We start from the raw sequence: 16,917 nt of genomic DNA, 5'->3' as shown, positions 1-16,917 counted from the left end.
TTCTCCTTCGGCACTGGCTCCCCGGTGAACGTGGCAGGTCATGTCATCATCATCGGGTGGATTGGTTGGGAGATCTCTGGCACTACCCGTTGTACGCATCTGTTTGGGGAACCGCCGGGCAGTGGGTTGGGTCGCTGTTGACTGCCGGGTCACTGTTTCTTGCATTCCGAATAATGCGAACGAATCAGAAGGATAAGCGTCGTGAGCAAGCGTCGTTGATCACCTTCCCCAGCCACTACACCAGCCTTATGAATGAAGACTTCTTTCTCGTCTCGGTTCGGGGGAGGGTTCACAACCACTCATCGGCGCTGATAACGAATGCTGCAATCGTCATTGAGATGACCGACAGGACTGCTAGACAGCGACTGTCGCGATCTGACCGATGGTTTAGACCGCACAAGAAGACGGTTCTTTATCATCACCTGCGGGACGAAAAGGACATGGACATCACCGACACGATCCTCCCTGGTGAGGACCGGCGCTACTACGTAGAGATGCCCGACGACGCAGAACTGTGCGCTGAAGAGGTCGTGGTGAAGTTGACGTTCATGGATGCCAATAGTGTGGAGTGGGAACGCCCAATGCAGGGCGCACCTGTCGAGTCGAATTTGCCAGGCAGGATTCGGAGGAGGCTGATCAATCGCCTGTACTGGAAGGACTGGCTGAAGGAGCACCCCGACACTGACGAGGACTCCAATCCCCAAGAAGACGAAGGCCGGAGGGCGCTGACGGCTGAGTAATCACGCCATCACCTAAGCAATGGTGAGGTAGCCGGAAAATTCTACGACCGGCATCTTGCGATCGTCACGACAGTAGCCCGTGTATGTCCATTGGTTTTTCCAGCATCGATAAATGGATGCAGTTCGGTCGCATTCGGCGCGTCGAATCTGTCGATAACTACCGAGAACGTCGCACCACGTTGGAGTTCTTCGATAAGTTGTTTAGTCTCGCTGGTCCGTTGCACTCGTTTCGGATTGATCATTAGGTATGACTACTCGGTATTACATTCGTGTCTTGCGTTCTGTATCAGTATTAGCGAGCTTGCTGCCATTCTGCACATTGTGGAATAAACAACGCGACTAACCAATGCTGTGTCGCACACCTGAACTGTCACAGCGTGCCACTAGGGTGACGGTCATGTGGTTCGAGATCTTCACAACGCACCAGTTCTGGGCTGGCGTAGGCAGCACCGGCGTCGCTGGTGTGCTCGGAACCTTCCTAAACAATCGCTTCAGCGACAGGCGGAAGTTCAAGCACGAGGACAAGAAGCTCGGTCGCCAAGAGGATCGCGAGGATACGACTCAGACCCACAAGGAGACTCGAGAGGACAAGCTGCGCGAGGAGCAGACGTTGATCGCAGCGGCAGACGAATTCGCGCAGATCTGCTCGGGCATCCTGGTCGACACAATCGATACGGAGGGAGCGTTCAACATGATCCGCGACCTCATGAATAACGTCCAGGGCAAGGACGACACAGCGGCCGAGAAGAAGATTGCACATGGGCAGAAGGTGGCCGATGCGCAGAAGCGGATCGCCGCTCCGCACTACAGGTTGAAGATGACGGCAAACTCGCCTGCAGTGTTGGCAGCATCGGACAAGGTCGTAGTGGCAATACTTGCCGTAGCTCGGATGACGGTCGAGCCCTTCGCCGTGGTCGTGACGCAGAAGATCGCAGCTGACGAAATGAACAACTTTGCCATGGTGGTTCGCAAAGAACTCGGTAAAACCGAGTACACGTCTGACGACTCAAAGAAAGCGGTCCTGAGTTTCCTCGACACGTTGCAGCGGCAGACCGACGACTTTGTCGAACATGCCAGAGACGAGATGAAGGCCGCTGGCTTCAGAACGACGCCGTGGGACAACTACGTGCGGAAGACCCCGAAGGTGCCGCCCACCGTCATCTAGCGACCTTCACGAGACTCACTAGCTCGTCCAGTTAGTGCGACTCGATACGAATAGCTCTGTCCCACAACCTTTTCCGCCACAAATTTGACAGCGCGTCAAAGATGAGACGTGGTTTCGGAACTAGAGAGCAGCCACAGGACCCGTGCGAGGTTTTCAGTCGATATCCGCGCCATTGGCAAGTGCACGGTAGATAGTCGCTCGGCTGACACCTAACGTGTCGGCGATCGAGCTAGCCGGCTCACCGGCTGCGTGCATGCGCTGGGCAAGAGCGGCTTTGGAGTTGTTCAATGCTTTCGGCCGTCCAATGGACTGCCCACGGGCCCGACGCGCCTCACGAGCGGCGGAGCGACGCTCACGTCCCAGTTCCAACTCTAATTCCGCGAGGCTGGCGAGAACCCCCGCAACCATTCGGCCAGTGGCATTTGAGGTGTCGATGCCTTCGCGAAGGGACCTCAGCACAATCCCGCGCTCACCGAGGTCGCGGATGGTCACCATCACCTCGGCAGCGTTACGGCCCAAGCGGTCAATGCCGACCACGACGATGGCGTCGCCCCGTCGTGCGTAGTCCAGTAGTGCGGCAAGGCCGGGGCGCTGCTGCCGCGTTGAAGTCCCCGAGAACTTGTCCGTGTAGACGCGGTCGGCATCGACGCCTGCTGCAGTCAGCGCATCCGTCTGTTGATCGAGCGACTGATGGGTGGTGCTAACGCGGGCGTAGCCGAGTTGGGTTCCGGTGACGGCGGGCGTGGTTTGGGTGACCATGCGTCGAGTGTCTCATAAGTATCAAAAGTTGTACATATGAGACATCACTTTTGGAGCAACTTCTGAGACGCCGCCAACTGGCAATGTTTATCCGACAGTCGCTCTCAGTCCTTGTGTTGCAGAACTTTAGTTTTGAGATGAAGTACTTCCACACGGAGATGCAGCAGACTGGGCGGCAGCCAGCTACTCCCGCAAGGGGCGGTTGCTGTCGGAACGCACGGCACCAATATCGTGGAAGACCGTCAGTAGCGATGGAGTTCCCGTGGTCAAGAAGCCGACCTGCGTCAAGATTGCGCGATCCCGTCCGGCGGGGGTTGAGTGGACGGTAACCCTCTCAGCGGCCATCGCTGCCGCAATTGCCTTGGCGCGGGTCTGGCGGCGGTTCAGACCCACCGAGGTACCGGAGAGCAAATCGACTACAGAGAACGACACATCCCCAGAGCCGCCTGCCACTTCCAGTCCCGATGAGCCGGCCGTTACACCCACCGCAACCCAAGAGCCCGAGATCGACATGGCGAGAATTAGTGCCGACGTCGAGCGGGCTCGCCAACTTGTACCGACAATTGGCGCACGGTGGCGGTGGTACGACATCCCATACCGCCTCCTCGATTGGACTCTGAGGTCTTCGCGAGGTCGTCGAGCGCCGTGGCAATTTCGATACCGACTCAACAATGGGCGCAACTTTCTCTCAGCGTTCAATCACTACGAGCGGTTGAAGGTGGAGCGCCTCGATGATCCTCGGAAGAACCTGATCGTCCCCGCTGATGAGAAAGTCACCCAGGGTGGCATCTGGGTGGTCGAATTTTTTCCGCCCAGCATGTACTCCAACCTGAGGCAGGCACTCGAAAAGAACGGGTGGGATGCGCCAAGTCCGCTACTCGACATCTATGGATCGAATGCCGACCGGGTGACACAGGCTCGCAGGGTAAGCCAAATGATGTGGACACAGATCGGCACCGTGGTGGACCCCAAGTCTAGGTATTTCGCTGGCGATGCGAAGCGCGAAGCTTTGCCCATGGAGTTCGGGTCAGTTCAACTGACCGCCGTTCAGTTGGGGCATAGCCTAACTGCGATAACCGCATACGTTCGACTCAGCGAGGAAGGCCAAACCTCCCTTAATAAGGTTTGGAAGGCGCAGCATGATCCGACGCTAACCTGGCGGGGACTCAAACCACCTCACGTTGAATCGCGAAACTTCGCCGCGATACGTGCCACACAGCGGGAGCGTAAGCGACTGCATGACCTAGCTCGCTCGTGGCTCGCCAGTCGTTGCGGCGGCTATTTCGCCGCCACCGAAGCCAGGCAGCCGGTGATGGACTTCAACATTTTCGCGAATTTTGACCCCACGGCAGCGAGTCCCACGCGAGAAATGCGCGACCCTCTGCGTGCTCTAGGTATGGACGGCGACCATGTGTACAACTACATCTCGCCGCAACTTCCTGGAGGGGTTCTAACGCAAGGCAATTCACTTCGCCGCGATGACGGCGAGGACTTAAGGAACTGCTGGGGTCTAGTCGCTTCGTATCAGGTATTTGCCGACCACAACGACGAGCCAGGATACGGCCCGAAGCCGCTCTCTGTTTCCGCCCTAGCTGCTATGACCGACGAAGCTGTGAGGGGCTTCTTGTTGGCCTTCGCAGTAGTCCGGTACACGGAGCAGCACGGTGAAACTCTCTCTGCTGCAAGGGATGCTGCGCAAAGTAAGCATCGGGAGTTTACGCCGCGGCAGGTCGATCAGCTTAGAGAAGAGTTACTCACATCAAGTTTGGATCTGCCTGTTGTCGCACGCGACACGGCTTTTCTATGGGAAGCGGAGACGCGGCTCTTCTACAGCATTCAGGCAGAAGCAGTTCCTATACCGGGAGACCCCTATCCCGCAGAGGCTTTCGACTTGATGGACCGCTTTGCACAAAGATGCACCAGCGCGTTTGAACGACTTATATCGGACGACAGTGCCTACCGCGACGTACTGGCAACCGCGTCTGCCCTCGGCTCAAGCGCAGCAAGCAACCGTCTCAGTAAGCGTGCGCTCATGATCTCCGGTACATCACTGGTCGTGTCGATAACAGCCGTCTTGACGACTAACGACGCTGCCGCCTGGCATCAGATCGCCGAGTGGTCGGTCGACATGTGGCACTGGGCTTGGGGTTTCATCGGTGGACATGCGCCAGCCGGTTCTCCATAAGTATAGCTCTACAAGATCTATCTCTAGCTAGCGACGAGATCGTCCTCCAACACCCACTCCTGAGGGAGGTCGCAACGACGGTGCGCGAGCACTTCGCGCCGCCAAGAGGGGGAGGGGGGGTCGAAAGTTCGCGGTGATAGCGGAAACGACATCCTGTCGCCGGAAGTTTTCGCCAAGAGTGGCGAGATCAACACAATGTTTGGTTACCAACTACCAGACCGGCGGTCTACGGCACGCTGGTATTTGCTTCAGTAGACGAATCGTCGACGGGTGGCGTAGAAAGCTCCGCGCTGACGCCGCCACTCTCGTAGCGCCGGATGGTCTGGCGGATCTCCTCGGTTGCAACCTTGTAGATGTCAACCACCGATGTGATGTCGCGCCGGATGCCAGCATCCTTACCCTGCTCGAACGTGGTGACGAACTTGACGCTCTTGCCGTTGAGATTAAGCCGGATGATGGGCTTGCGGTTGTTGTCGTCCAAGAGAACGGCAAAGTACGACTTGCTATCTCGGTAATGGACACGCTCAGGTGCAACTTCGGAGACCGCGATTGCGCGAACAATGTTGAACCCCTCAATTTCCTCGTCGGTCGTCACGACGCCGGGATCAGTCTCGCCATCGGCATTGGCCGTTGCATCAGCGAGTACAGCTCGCCCAATCGGCGCCGGTGGAGCTGGTGTCTCCGACCGAGGGATTTCGGTGGAGCGATTGGGGTCAGGAGCGTCGTCACCCAGGGCGGTCTTCAGCCGACTGTTGACCTGATCGCCCACGTACTGATTGAGGGCTTTGGCTACCAGCGGCCGGAATTGATCAATGATCCGCTGGGTTGTACGACCCTCGTAGATGCGGTTGACGAACAGTCGCACCCATTCCTCTGATGGGTCCTTTACTTCGGCCGCGATAATCCGGCGGATGCCGCCGATGTACTTGAGCTCCTCCGCGGCACTAACCACCGATTCGATGTCGAAGGATTCCTTCGAGAACTTCTGTATCTCGGGGACTAACGTCCGGTCGATGTCTAGGAGGTCAAACATCAGAAAAGGCTTCTCGTCCATTCGATTTGGCAGATCGCCGTCCGTATAGACGTGGTAGTGCTGACCGTTGGTCAGGATCGCGATGCGGGCAGATGTGACAGCGAAGTACCGGAAGAGCTGCGATGCATACCGGAGGTCCAGGGGGTCACCGATTTTCTTGCACTCAATCAGTATCTGGACTTGGCCATCTTTGAAAATCGCATAGTCGACCTTCTCGCCCTTCTTGACACCCACGTCGGCGACGAACTCAGGTACCACTTCCGAGGGATTAAACACGTCGTAACCGAGCACGTTCGATATGAACGGCATGATGAATGCGTTCTTTGTTGCTTCCTCCGTCAGTACGGAGTCCCTCATGTCGCGGATCTTCTTCGCGATAGTTGCAAGTCCATCTGAAAACGCCATTGCTCCCCCTTGGTGTGTGCCCCTCCGCGGCACACCTTAGATGAGGGCTGCGACAGTATTCCCTCAATCGCCGCACACGCGTCTGGCACTGGTTCTTTGCCTACCGGCAAATTGCCCACGGGGTCAGCTAGTCAAGCCCCCATACATCGCGCTCAACATGTCCGATTCGATCCTCGATGAATCGGGCAACATCACCCCTTCGCGACTCAAGTGGATTTTCGTACATTCGGTCAAGCTCCTGGAGCTGGTCGCGGGTGAGGTGAGTCTTGAACGTGGCGAACCACGTCTGTTGACGCACGTCGGCATCGTCGGGGCTGTAGATACCGGCAACGCTCAAGACGCCAGTATCAGGCTTGAGTAAGTCCTTCTCAATCCATCGCACCTGCTGTATCCGATCGCGCCATTCCTTGACTTGCTCGGTGCGCCGTTGTCGTCGAAGACGACGCTTCTCGATGCCCCAATTCACCCATGGCGCGAAGATCGTTCCGACAATCCCCGTCGCGAGACCAGCGCCACCGCCGATCAATGCGGCGACGATCTCGGCTGGCATGTCGAACATTGTTCCAGCGGCAACGCCGTCTGTGTGGGAGGTTCGCGCTCTGGCGGGGCTCAAGCCAAGGGCTATCTTCGCTCGTATGTTCGATAGGTGGCACCCCTGCCTGTAGTTCGCCTCCGCGACGACCCCTTCAAGTCGACACTCACGCGATGCGGCCGGATCTCGACGCCTCATTCGCGCATCTGGAGATCCGACAGCACGGCCTACGCATCGAGGCGTTCCAGCCTGGCCCTCTCACCGCCCGGGTGCGCCAATCCTCTGAGGGATGGCTGACCGTCGTGGAGGCCACCGCCTATGTTGCAGATGGCGCCGCCTCCGTGCCGATGACGTTGTGGGTCCGGGTAGCGCGGTGCAGCGAGGATGGCGCCCAGGGTGGGTCCGTACCCAAACGTGTACCCAAACCGGAACCTAAATCCGCAGAAATACGCTCTCGTCCGTCGAAGACCGCGTAGGACGAATTACTTTGCAACACACGGCATTAAGGTACTTCTGCGGATCCGTACGAACACACTTGCGATGCCTGGGGGTCAAGTGGTCGCAGGTTCAAATCCTGTCAGCCCGACCAAGACAAGGTCTTCGACCTGCTCTTTTCTGAAGAGCAGGTGTCCAACGGTACTTTCACAGTCAGCGATCGCTCCTGAGCTCGCTGCAGTAGCGCCGACTCGCGGGCGTTGCCGGCCGTCGTCTGCGGAACTCACGGTCACGGCTACTCCTCGTCGATCGCGGCGTTACTTCGTCACGCTTGTACCCCAGATCGAGGTGCGCGCCGCAGCCGACGACGCGGTCGGTGAGCTGGCCTCTGCTCCTAACAGGCTATTGGCTACATTCGCAGTCACAGGGTGCATACTGGGACTTCTACAGCGTGGATGTCACCTTCGGTGTCTGTGCGGAAAGCGCGGACACCATGCCATCTGAGGACGCCACCGACGCGCTGCTTAGCGCTGCGATCGCCCGCATCGTCGGCGATTTCGAACGAACTATCGTCGACATCGAACACGTGCTTGGCAGCGTCACCAGCACTGCTGTGGAGCTCATCGGCGGCATTGATCATGCCGATGTGGTGCTCATCGAGGACGGCACGTTTCACTCGATGGCATCTACCGCCCGGGTGGCCAGTCAGCTCGACGACGTTCAACTGCAGTGCCAGGAAGGGCCCTGTCTGACGGCGGCCGTGGCTGATTGTACCGTCCGATGTCCTGACTTGCGTACGGAGTCGCGGTGGCCTCAGTTCGCTTCTGCAGCAATCGAACTCGGCGTCTACAGCGTGTTGTCCTTCCAGCTCTACACCCACGACGGCGGTGCCGGCGCGCTGAATCTGCTTGGTGACCGTCCGCAGGTGTTCACCCGTGAAACTGAAACCGCGGGCGCGATGCTGGCCACCCACGCGGCGATCGCTTTGGCTGCCAACGCCAAGCAGCATCAGTTCGAATCTGCGTTGGCCAGCCGCGACACCATCGGCCAAGCCAAGGGCATTCTCATGGAGCGTTTCGGCGTCGACGCCGTGGGCGCCTTCGACCTTCTCAAACGGCTCTCCCAGGAAACCAACGCACCATTGCGGGACCTCGCCGCCCAGCTCGTCAACTCACTGACCCAACGGACTGACCCCGCCGCAGGGCCGTCGCACACCCAATAGCCCGACGACAACGAACAACCCCAGATTTCCCGGGAGGACTGACGATGGGCCGCATCCGACCTCCCCGGAAATGGGACGCTGCGCACAGCGGCCCGGCGTTAAGTAGCCAGCGTCGGCGCAGCGTTTCGCGCGAAGCCTCGCGTTTTCGCTTCCACATCAACGGCTGCCGGCAGAGCAGGTCGGACTTTCGCCTATCTCGCAAAGACAACGTGTGCGAGTGCGGCTGCCCTCGCAGCGCCCACAATCCGTATTGCGCGCACTGCAGCTGTCGAAAGTTTCGGCTTTGGCTGCGTTGAACGTGGTACTCGCATGTCGACACCGGAGGATCACGTGAACTCCGACCAGCCCGCACCGGCAACACCCGAGTCTGCGCTCTGCTCAGTCGTTCGCTTCGACCGAGGCGACATCGCAGTGCTATCGGTGACCGGCGATCTCGACGCGTTCACCGCGCCTGCCCTGCAGCACGCAGTCGTACAGGCGGTGGCCAGCGCTCCTCGGGCGCTCATCGCGGATCTGACGGGAGTTGACTATCTCGGCTCGGCCGGAATGTCCGTGCTCATCGACGCCCACGAACAGATGATTCACTCGGGCGGATTCGCCATCGTCGCCGAAGGCCGCGCCACCAGTCGTCCACTCCACATCGTCGGTCTGACCAACGTCATCCCCACCTGTCCAACCCTCAACGATGCCATCACCTTGTTCGACGCTTAACCGGCGCGGGGAAGGCGAACTGCGCTAACGGCAGCAGTTGGGGTCGAGCACGGTGCATAGTGCGACCAGCGATTCTCTGCGCGGGCGGTGATAGACGTTCATGCCACGCCGTTCGGATTCCACGAGCCCGGCGCGGCGCAGCTGCGAAAGGTGATGGCTGACAGTCGATTCGCTGAGTCCGACGGCGGTAGCCAGGTCGCAACTGCAGACCTCGCCCTCGCCGGAACTGAACAGCAATGACACCAGCTTCACCCGAACCGGGTCAGCAAGCGCCTTGAGTCGCAACGCAATCTCCAGCGCGGCCTCGTCGCCGACGGGGCCCGCTGCAACCGGTGAGCAACATACGGGTTCGGAGATGTCCACGACGGGCAGTGCCTTTGGCATGAAGACAGTCTGCCACACCATATTGACATATATCGAAGAGGTTGCCATTCTGATGCATACCAGTTCGACATAAGTCACACAGGTTCTGGAGGTCGCCATGTCCCGCGCCCAGCTCGCCCTCAATGTCGACAACCTCGACGACGCTATCGCCTTCTATTCGAAGCTGTTCAACACTGCCCCCGCCAAGGTCAAGCCGGGGTATGCGAACTTCACGGTGACCGAGCCACCGTTGAAACTCGTCCTGATCGAAAACCCGGGCCACGGCGGCACTTTGAACCACCTCGGCATCGAGGTCGAGTCCAGCGACGCCGTCCACGCCGAGATCGCCCGCCTGACCACCGAGGGTATGTTCACCGAAGAAGAGATCGGCACCACGTGCTGCTTCGCCACCCAGGACAAGGTGTGGGTCACCGGACCCGCGGGGGAGAAGTGGGAGGTCTACACCGTGCTGAGCGACTCGGACACCTTCGGACAGGGTTCGATCGCCCTAGGCGATGACGGTGCCAACGGAACCTGCTGCACGTCGGCGGTCGACGCCGCACCCAGCACGACACCATGATCCAGCCCATGGACTCGGATACCGACACCGCCGTCGTCGGGAAGCTCGCGACGCTTGACCGGTTCCTGCCGCTATGGATCGGCCTGGCGATGGTCGCGGGCTTGCTGCTCGGCCGACTTATCCCCGGCCTCGACGTCGCACTGAACAGTGTGCAGATACAGGGAATCTCGATCCCGATCGCCCTCGGCCTGCTGATCATGATGTACCCGGTGCTGGCCAAAGTCCGCTATGACCGCCTCGAGACCGTCACCAGTGACCGCAGACTCCTCATCAGCTCGCTGGCTCTGAACTGGGTCCTCGGCCCTGCGCTGATGTTCGCCCTCGCCTGGCTGTTGGTCCCCGACCTTCCCGAGTATCGAACCGGCCTGATCATCGTTGGCGTCGCCCGTTGCATCGCGATGGTGATCATCTGGAACGACCTTGCCTGCGGTGACCGCGAAGCCGCCGCGGTGCTCGTCGCACTCAACTCGCTGTTCCAGGTCGTCATGTTCGCGGTGCTCGGCTGGTTCTACCTTGCAGTGCTACCGGGATGTCTCGGACTCGAAACCGCCTCGATCAGCGCCTCACCGTGGGAGATCGCGCAATCAGTGCTCATCTTCCTCGGCATCCCACTGCTGGCCGGATACCTGTCACGGCGGGCAGGCGAAAAGTTCAAGGGACGGTCCTGGTACGAGACACGCTTCCTGCCCGCGGTCGGGCCGTGGGCGCTTTACGGGCTACTGTTCACCATTGTCATCTTGTTCGCGCTGCAAGGCGAGCAGATCACCAGCCGCCCCCTCGATGTCGTGCGCATCGCGGTTCCGCTGCTCATCTACTTCGCCATCATGTGGGGCGGAGGATACCTCCTCGGCGCCGCCCTCGGGCTGGGGTACGCCCGCACAGCGACGCTGGCCTTCACCGCCGCGGGCAACAACTTCGAACTCGCCATCGCCGTCGCCATCGCGACCTACGGCGCCACCTCCGGCCAAGCCTTGGCCGGAGTCGTCGGGCCACTCATCGAGGTCCCCGTCCTCGTCGCGCTGGTCTACGTATCACTGCGCCTGCGCCGCAGATTCGCAAACGACGCCGACCACCGAACGGCGCCCACTCCATGACGGATCCCAAACCCGCAGTGCTGTTTCTGTGCACCCACAACGCGGGACGCTCCCAAATGGCGATGGGCTTTTTTCGCCACCTTGCCGGAGATCGCGCCGCGGTGTACTCGGCGGGTTCAGAGCCCGCCGACCGGGTTAACCCCGCCGCCGTTGCCGCCATGGCGGAGAAGGGCATCGACATCTCGGCCGCGCAGCCACAACGCTGGACCCACGACATCGTCGAAACCGTCGACGTCGTGGTCACCATGGGCTGCGGCGATGAATGCCCCTACATTCCCGGCAAGCGCTACGAAAACTGGGAACTCGCCGACCCCGCCGGCCGAGGTGTCGCAGACGTCCGTCCCATTCGCGACGAGATCGAAGCTCATGTGCGGACGCTTCTCGCCGCACTCGGCGTCAAACCATAGTCCCGATAACCGCACCATCCCAGACACCTCGCCCCTAGAGTCGGAACGCCGACCGCGTCCGAGCCGGCGCACATGGCTGAGCACCAGGGGGATATGTGAGTCAGTGGCTGGTTTCGCACGTGCCTTCCTGGCTGCTGTTGCTCTTGATCGTCGCCTTCACAGCGGGGATAGCCATCGTCATCCAGTTTGTGGTCCGGCGGCGCTTCCCGAACCTGCGCGGTGAAGAGCACAACGACGTCACCAAGTTCGCCTTCGGCGTTGTCGGCTTCGTGTTCGCTTTCTTCATCGGCTTCGTCGTGTCGGCGATGTGGGGCCAGATCAGCCACGCCGATGACCTCGTGCGCACCGAGGGGACCGCCGGTGCTCAACTGGCTAGGGACTCCCATATCTTCGATCAGCCCGACAGAGATCGCATTCGGCAGAGCCTGCTCGAATACGAGCAAGCAGCGATCACTGAATGGGACGAGATCAACGAAGGCCGGTCCTACCCAGCCGCCGACCAAGCACTGAACCGGCTCTACGCCGCCTACGAGAACGTTGAACCCCGCACCGAAGCTCAGAAGACGCTTCTCTCAACATCATTCAGCAACTTGAACGACGTCAGCAAGAACCGCGCTGAACGCATCCTTCAGGCGCGCACCGACACGGGCCCGCCGTGGTCGCTGTGGGCGGTCATCTTCGTCACCAGCGGTCTGCTCTTGGGGTGCGCGATCATCTACGGCGTCGAGAAGGCGTCCAATCACTACGCCATGGTCGCCATCATCGGCACGCTCGTCGGAGCGCAATTGTTTCTTGTCGTCGAACTGTCCCACCCCTACGTCGGCGCGGTGTCCACCGTTCCTGAACCACTGCTCCAAGTCATCCGCACGCTGCAGAGCAGCCCCTAGCAGATCTAAGGGTTGCGGAAAGGCGTGGCCGCCGTATCCGCCTGCGCCTGATGGCATCCATGCAATGCTCGGGGGCCGTTACCGCCGAGTCTCGTACCTGTTGAGGATCACGCCGTCGGGAAACGTCAAGGTCTCCACCAACTTCAGGTTCACCCAATTGTCCAGGGCCGTGAAAAACGGTGTACCGCCGCCCACCAGAACCGGTGCGGTGGCCAACACGTACTCGTCGATCAGCCCGGCCCGCATGGCTGACGCAGCGAGTGTGGCGCCGCCGATGTCCATCGGTCCGCCCTCTTCGGCTTTGAGCCGGGTGATCTCGGCGACCGCGTCGCCGGTGACCAGCCGGGCGTTCCCGTCGACCGCGGCGGTCGTCGACGAGAACACCACCTTCGGCATGGCACACCAGCGGTGCGCGTACTCCGCCTCCGCCGGTGTGATGCCGGGCTGTTGGTCGGCGGTCGGCCAGTAGGAGCTCATCGTCTCCCAGAGTTTGCGCCCGTACAGAGCCAGGACCGTCGCCCCCACACGGTCGGACCACCACTGGAACAACTCATCGCTCGGCACGCTCCAACCGATATCGTCACCGGGCGCCGCGATGTAGCCGTCCAAACTCACGTTCATGCCAAAAGTCAGTTTCCGCATGGCTTACAGACCATCCTGGCGCAGAAGAATCATCGGTCAGCGTGTCTCGCTGCGAAGAAGGTCGAACACGGCGCCCCGCGTCAGCGGTGCGAGCTCGATGTCTCCGGGTTCACGTGGATCGATCCACGCGATCTCGTCGATCTCAGCCGAAGCGACCGGGTCGCCACGCAACGTCACCATGAACAGATCGGCATGCACCAGGTGTCCCGGCTCGTTGGCCGCGGCGGCGACGCGCTTGCCGAGCGACCGGACATCGGATGCCGTGACCCTGACGGCGAGCTCCTCCAGAAGCTCGCGGTGCAGCGCGTCCACTGCCGTCTCCCCAGCATCGACCTTGCCGCCTGGTTGCATGAAGGCCGTCGTGCCGCGCTTGCGTACGAGGAGTGCTCTACCGGTGTCGTCGACGATCACCGCGGCGACGATGTTGATCGCCGGCACCGTATCCGGCTGCGCCCCAAGTGATTCGACGACAGAGTCGGTGTCGATGAGATTGACCCCGATGGCGTACAGGTCCGCAAGGCGTTCTGCGGTGCCCTGCGAGGTCGCGTCAGGGACGAGGACTGTCCGGTAGTCGAGCTCCGATGCGTCGAAGAGCGTGGCGCGCGGACAGTTCGGCAAGTTGCATCCGGCGACGACGACCGTGGAGACCTCGAGCAAGCGCAGGTGGGTGTCCAGGGCCGTCCGGAAGAACGCAGACCACCGTGGCTTGGACAGGATGAACTCGTTGCGACCGATGGGTTGGACTTCGCTCCCCAGGAGAGCGTCAGCGTCCAATTCGACTGGGCGTGGCAGTACTTCGGCGAGGATCTGCGAGCCCGCGGTTCCTGGCGCGGCGATCATCGCCCCCGACTCGACCGCCGCACGGCGTACCGCGTCGACATCGGAGCCACCGGGGACGTAGAGGCGCACGACGTGGACGATGGGCCGCCCCGCGGCGCGAAACGCCGCGGCGAGCCGGGCCATCGCCGGGAGCTGCTCGGCGGTTCCGGCGATCGCGCTCGAGCCCGACACGAAATCGTTGTGGACGTCGATCAGCAGCAGCGCCGAGTGCGCCCATTCCGGCGACAGGTAGCTGGATTGGGGCACGTGATGATTCTGGCACCGACCCGGGGCATGTCGCCGTGCGGGTTCACGTCGTCTGCGGTGGTCTATCAACGCGAAGCTGGCTATTGTCAACCCAATCGAAAGCAGGCCGTTGAACGGGGGAAAGTGTCATGGCGTTGCGAGGGGAGCGATTTCTTTCGTCGGCGGCGGCGGTGGTGGGAGGGCGTCGGTTCAAGGACCGGATCGCCGGTCAAGCTTCCCGCTACTGGTCGGCACCCGCCGATTCCGCCTGGGAGGCCAACTCGCATTGGCGCCGCGGCATCGGCGACGAAGCCTGGCTCGAGGTGGGCAGCGACCACTGGGCGATCTACGAGACATTCGCCCGTGCCCTCCAGCTGCCCCGCCCCGGCACGGTGATGGAGTGGGGTGCCGGCGGCGGGGCGAATGCCGTGGCGTTCGCCCCGCACGCACAGCGGTTCATCGCCGCAGACATCTCGCAGGACACCCTGGACGAATGCGTCCGGCAGGTCCGGGAAACGTGTGCAACGCCGATCGAGACGAGAGTGATCGACCTCGCCGATCCCGGGCAGGCTGTCGCTGGGCTGACCGATACGTGCGACGTCTTTCTGTGCCTCTACGTCTTTGAACTGACGACCGGTGTGGATGCGGTCCGCGCCATCCTCGACATCGCCAAGAATGTCTTGGTTCCAGGGGGATTGGCCCTGGTTCAGGTCAAGTACCACACCGCCGAAGGCCGAACGCGTGGTCGCGCCGGCGTGACCTATGACCGGAACATGGCATCGACCACGACGTTCGGCATCGAGGAGTTCTGGCAGTTCGCCGCCGACAACGGACTCGATCCACGGCTCATCACACTCGTGCCGGAAAACCGGCTCGACTGTCGCTACGCCTATTTCGCGTTGACGACGCCGACGGTCAAGGTCTGACGAGCAGCAGTCGCTTGCCTGCGCGAGCGGTTGACGTGACGGAGGCCAGCTGAAACTCAGTTGTCGTGGGACTCGCCGCCACGCCGATCACCGCCGCACTCGTCGGCCCCTTCGGCGTCTCGATGGGTAGTGTCTCGCCGAATTCACCGTAGAGCCCTGTGCAATCGCCGCCTTCGCAAGTCCCTGTCGATGCGTCGATGCGTCCGGCGAAGATGTCGTTGACCCAGCCCGCGATGATCGTCTGCGCAGCCGATTTGTTCTGTTCCGTCGGGAATCCCTGGTACAGATACGACACCAACTCGATGAGCTTGGTTCCGCCCTGCATCGCGTCGAGATGCTCGCCCTTGTCCAGGATCAGCCCGTTGAAATGCCCCGGCCGATGAGCGTTGAGCGCCGCGTCCACATTGCGGACCGGTTTGGGCGCACCCAGTTCGAAAACCGGCGTGTACGAATCGAGGCCGTCGAGCTTGACCAGTGCGTCCGGCAGTGATGTCTGCGGGGGAGCGCCGTCGAGGAAAACCACGCCCGCCAAATGGTTTTCGGCACCGCTCGCGGTGACTGCGTCCGCGTAGTATCCCGCGGCGCCTGCTGCGACGCCGGCGCCGAGCGAGTGCCCGACGAGGACGAACGTGTCCGGCAACGCGACCCCGGCGCCGTACCTGCGCGCGAAGCCGGCTGACATCGCGCTGGCCGTCAACGCTTCTCGCGCTCCGAGGAAGAGGTCCGCGGTGGCGCGGTGAACTTGGTCATCGCCCAGCCAAAAACCGTCCTTGACATAGCGATTCGACGAGTGGGTCGGAACGACGACGATGCTGTTGGTGCGCTCCGCCAGGTACGACGCCGTTCGGCTGTACATCGCACTGACGCCGAGGTAGCCGTGCTGAAGGAAGATCAACCGCTGGGGTGGCTCGTCGCTGTCGGGGTAGTACCAATGAGCCGCGATCTTGCGCCCGTCGGTGATCTCCAGCGACGAGGTTCGTACGGTGACATCACTGCCACGGTGCACCACCGGGGGCCCGGCGACAAGTTTGACGGCGACGCCGATGATGTCGAGTAGCAGCGATTGGAATGCGTTCGACGGCGCCGGCGCGGCTTGCTGCTGGGTCTGCGACTGCGGTGCGACGTCGGTCGTCACGCTTTCCGGCTGCGCCGCGGACGCCTCGGAGGATTTGACCCACTTGGCTCGCGTCGGTTCGGACTCCAGCTCGACCGACAGCTGCTCGATGCGTGAGTCCTCTTCGGGGTCGACGTCCACATCGGCTTCATCGACCTCTACCTCGTCGTCGACCTCTACCTCGTCGTCGACCTCTACCTCGTCGTCGACCTCTACCTCGTCGTCGACCTCGACGTCGGCGGCGTCTTTGTCCTCGCCCTCTGCGTCGCGGTCTGCCTCGGCGTCGTCGGTATCCGGCGTTGCTTCGCCGCTGGCGTCCGACCCTGCGGAATTGTCTGCGCCCGAACGAGATTCACCGGCCCCGGGACGGTCTCGCTTGCTCGTCGCGCTCGCACTGGAATCCGATCCCGATGCCGCGCCGGTGTCGGCGCTCGCCACGTCGGCGCCTGCGACCACTGCGGCGGACACCCCTGCCGCGAGTACACCCGCCCCCATCCACGCTGATAGATGCGTCACGCAATCTCCCTAGAACGTCCTGAATTGACGACTGTCAAGTTAGGTGATTTTGACGCGCGTGAAGGTTGTTTTCACAAGAGTGGGTCAGGCGTGTCATGCATTCGTCAGAATCGAGCGCGCGCACTGCGCCACATTG

Annotated in this window: 16 protein-coding genes and 2 pseudogenes; 10 read left to right on the top strand and 8 right to left on the bottom strand. The window is 61.4% G+C overall.

The genetic code is table 11. The annotated features are described in order from the left end of the window. The first annotated feature begins 248 nt into the window (after positions 1 to 248). Positions 249 to 740: a hypothetical protein gene (locus P9A17_RS20565; protein WP_278040539.1), complete on the top strand. Its 492-nt coding sequence runs from the start codon at positions 249 to 251 to the stop codon at positions 738 to 740. A 397-nt stretch (positions 741 to 1,137) separates the two neighbouring features. Continuing rightward, entirely contained in the window at positions 1,138 to 1,905 is a 768-nt protein-coding gene (locus P9A17_RS20560; RefSeq protein WP_278040538.1) for a hypothetical protein, read from the top strand. 153 nt (positions 1,906 to 2,058) lie between these two features. Here the strand turns inward: P9A17_RS20560 and P9A17_RS20555 are convergent, their stop codons facing one another. Then, positions 2,059 to 2,664 carry a recombinase family protein gene (locus P9A17_RS20555; protein WP_278040537.1) on the bottom strand — a complete coding sequence of 202 codons (606 nt, stop codon included), beginning with the start codon at positions 2,662 to 2,664 and terminating at the stop codon, positions 2,059 to 2,061. A 262-nt stretch (positions 2,665 to 2,926) separates the two neighbouring features. Here P9A17_RS20555 and P9A17_RS20550 point away from each other — a divergent pair, with 262 nt between their 5' ends. Next, a complete protein-coding gene (locus P9A17_RS20550; RefSeq protein WP_278040536.1) occupies positions 2,927 to 4,849 on the top strand; it encodes a hypothetical protein in 1,923 nt (640 codons plus the stop codon). 226 nt (positions 4,850 to 5,075) lie between these two features. On the opposite strand, the gene P9A17_RS20545 is transcribed toward P9A17_RS20550, so the two are convergent. Beyond that, a complete protein-coding gene (locus P9A17_RS20545; protein ID WP_278040535.1) occupies positions 5,076 to 6,287 on the bottom strand; it encodes a type I restriction enzyme HsdR N-terminal domain-containing protein in 1,212 nt (403 codons plus the stop codon). A 127-nt stretch (positions 6,288 to 6,414) separates the two neighbouring features. Next, positions 6,415 to 6,837 carry a hypothetical protein gene (locus tag P9A17_RS20540; RefSeq protein WP_278040534.1) on the bottom strand — a complete coding sequence of 141 codons (423 nt, stop codon included), beginning with the start codon at positions 6,835 to 6,837 and terminating at the stop codon, positions 6,415 to 6,417. A 910-nt stretch (positions 6,838 to 7,747) separates the two neighbouring features. Here P9A17_RS20540 and P9A17_RS20535 point away from each other — a divergent pair. Together P9A17_RS20535 and P9A17_RS20530 are read left to right on the top strand one after the other, a co-directional pair. After that, complete coding sequence (locus P9A17_RS20535) at positions 7,748 to 8,476, top strand: ANTAR domain-containing protein (protein WP_278040533.1); 729 nt, start codon at positions 7,748 to 7,750, stop codon at positions 8,474 to 8,476. Positions 8,477 to 8,785: 309 nt separating this feature from the next. Beyond that, positions 8,786 to 9,187: an STAS domain-containing protein gene (locus P9A17_RS20530; RefSeq protein ID WP_278040532.1), complete on the top strand. Its 402-nt coding sequence runs from the start codon at positions 8,786 to 8,788 to the stop codon at positions 9,185 to 9,187. A gap of 24 nt (positions 9,188 to 9,211) precedes the next feature. Here the strand turns inward: P9A17_RS20530 and P9A17_RS20525 are convergent, their stop codons facing one another. Continuing rightward, the gene (locus tag P9A17_RS20525; protein ID WP_278040531.1) at positions 9,212 to 9,571 is read right to left on the bottom strand and encodes an Rv2640c family ArsR-like transcriptional regulator; all 360 of its coding nucleotides are present in this window, start codon (positions 9,569 to 9,571) and stop codon (positions 9,212 to 9,214) included. A gap of 97 nt (positions 9,572 to 9,668) precedes the next feature. Here P9A17_RS20525 and P9A17_RS20520 point away from each other — a divergent pair, with 97 nt between their 5' ends. From P9A17_RS20520 to P9A17_RS20505, 4 genes and pseudogenes are all read left to right on the top strand, one after another. Further along, positions 9,669 to 10,130, top strand: a complete 462-nt coding sequence (locus tag P9A17_RS20520) for an ArsI/CadI family heavy metal resistance metalloenzyme (protein WP_278040530.1) — start codon at positions 9,669 to 9,671, stop codon at positions 10,128 to 10,130. Beyond that, positions 10,127 to 11,292, top strand: a pseudogene (gene arsB, locus P9A17_RS20515) (ACR3 family arsenite efflux transporter); the annotation flags it as partial. The gene P9A17_RS20520 and the pseudogene arsB, both read left to right, overlap by 4 nt. Further along, on the top strand, positions 11,281 to 11,631 hold the full coding sequence (locus tag P9A17_RS20510) for an arsenate reductase ArsC (protein ID WP_278040604.1): 351 nt from the start codon (positions 11,281 to 11,283) through the stop codon (positions 11,629 to 11,631). The pseudogene arsB and the gene P9A17_RS20510, both read left to right, overlap by 12 nt. A 119-nt stretch (positions 11,632 to 11,750) precedes the next feature. Next, complete coding sequence (locus P9A17_RS20505; protein ID WP_278040529.1) at positions 11,751 to 12,518, top strand: DUF4239 domain-containing protein; 768 nt, start codon at positions 11,751 to 11,753, stop codon at positions 12,516 to 12,518. A gap of 78 nt (positions 12,519 to 12,596) precedes the next feature. On the opposite strand, the gene P9A17_RS20500 is transcribed toward P9A17_RS20505, so the two are convergent. The 3 genes and pseudogenes from P9A17_RS20500 to P9A17_RS20490 all read right to left on the bottom strand — a co-directional run. Continuing rightward, the gene (locus P9A17_RS20500) at positions 12,597 to 13,160 is read right to left on the bottom strand and encodes a dihydrofolate reductase family protein (protein ID WP_278040528.1); all 564 of its coding nucleotides are present in this window, start codon (positions 13,158 to 13,160) and stop codon (positions 12,597 to 12,599) included. A 36-nt stretch (positions 13,161 to 13,196) separates the two neighbouring features. Further along, positions 13,197 to 13,571 carry an NUDIX domain-containing protein gene (locus tag P9A17_RS20495; RefSeq protein ID WP_278040603.1) on the bottom strand — a complete coding sequence of 125 codons (375 nt, stop codon included), beginning with the start codon at positions 13,569 to 13,571 and terminating at the stop codon, positions 13,197 to 13,199. 45 nt (positions 13,572 to 13,616) lie between these two features. Further along, a pseudogene (locus P9A17_RS20490) lies at positions 13,617 to 14,246 on the bottom strand (isochorismatase family cysteine hydrolase); the annotation flags it as partial. A 128-nt stretch (positions 14,247 to 14,374) separates the two neighbouring features. Here P9A17_RS20490 and P9A17_RS20485 point away from each other — a divergent pair. Next, positions 14,375 to 15,151: a methyltransferase gene (locus P9A17_RS20485; RefSeq protein WP_278040527.1), complete on the top strand. Its 777-nt coding sequence runs from the start codon at positions 14,375 to 14,377 to the stop codon at positions 15,149 to 15,151. Here the strand turns inward: P9A17_RS20485 and P9A17_RS20480 are convergent. After that, positions 15,141 to 16,781, bottom strand: a complete 1,641-nt coding sequence (locus P9A17_RS20480; RefSeq protein ID WP_278040526.1) for a hypothetical protein — start codon at positions 16,779 to 16,781, stop codon at positions 15,141 to 15,143. The genes P9A17_RS20485 and P9A17_RS20480 overlap by 11 nt on opposite strands. Positions 16,782 to 16,917: the final 136 nt, after the last annotated feature.

The sequence above is a fragment of the Mycobacterium sp. 236(2023) genome (assembly GCF_029623955.1).
Classification (GTDB): Bacteria; Actinomycetota; Actinomycetes; order Mycobacteriales; family Mycobacteriaceae; genus Mycobacterium.
The sequence above is the reverse complement of the archived record's forward strand: the minus strand, read 5'-3'. Positions and strand labels throughout refer to the sequence as shown.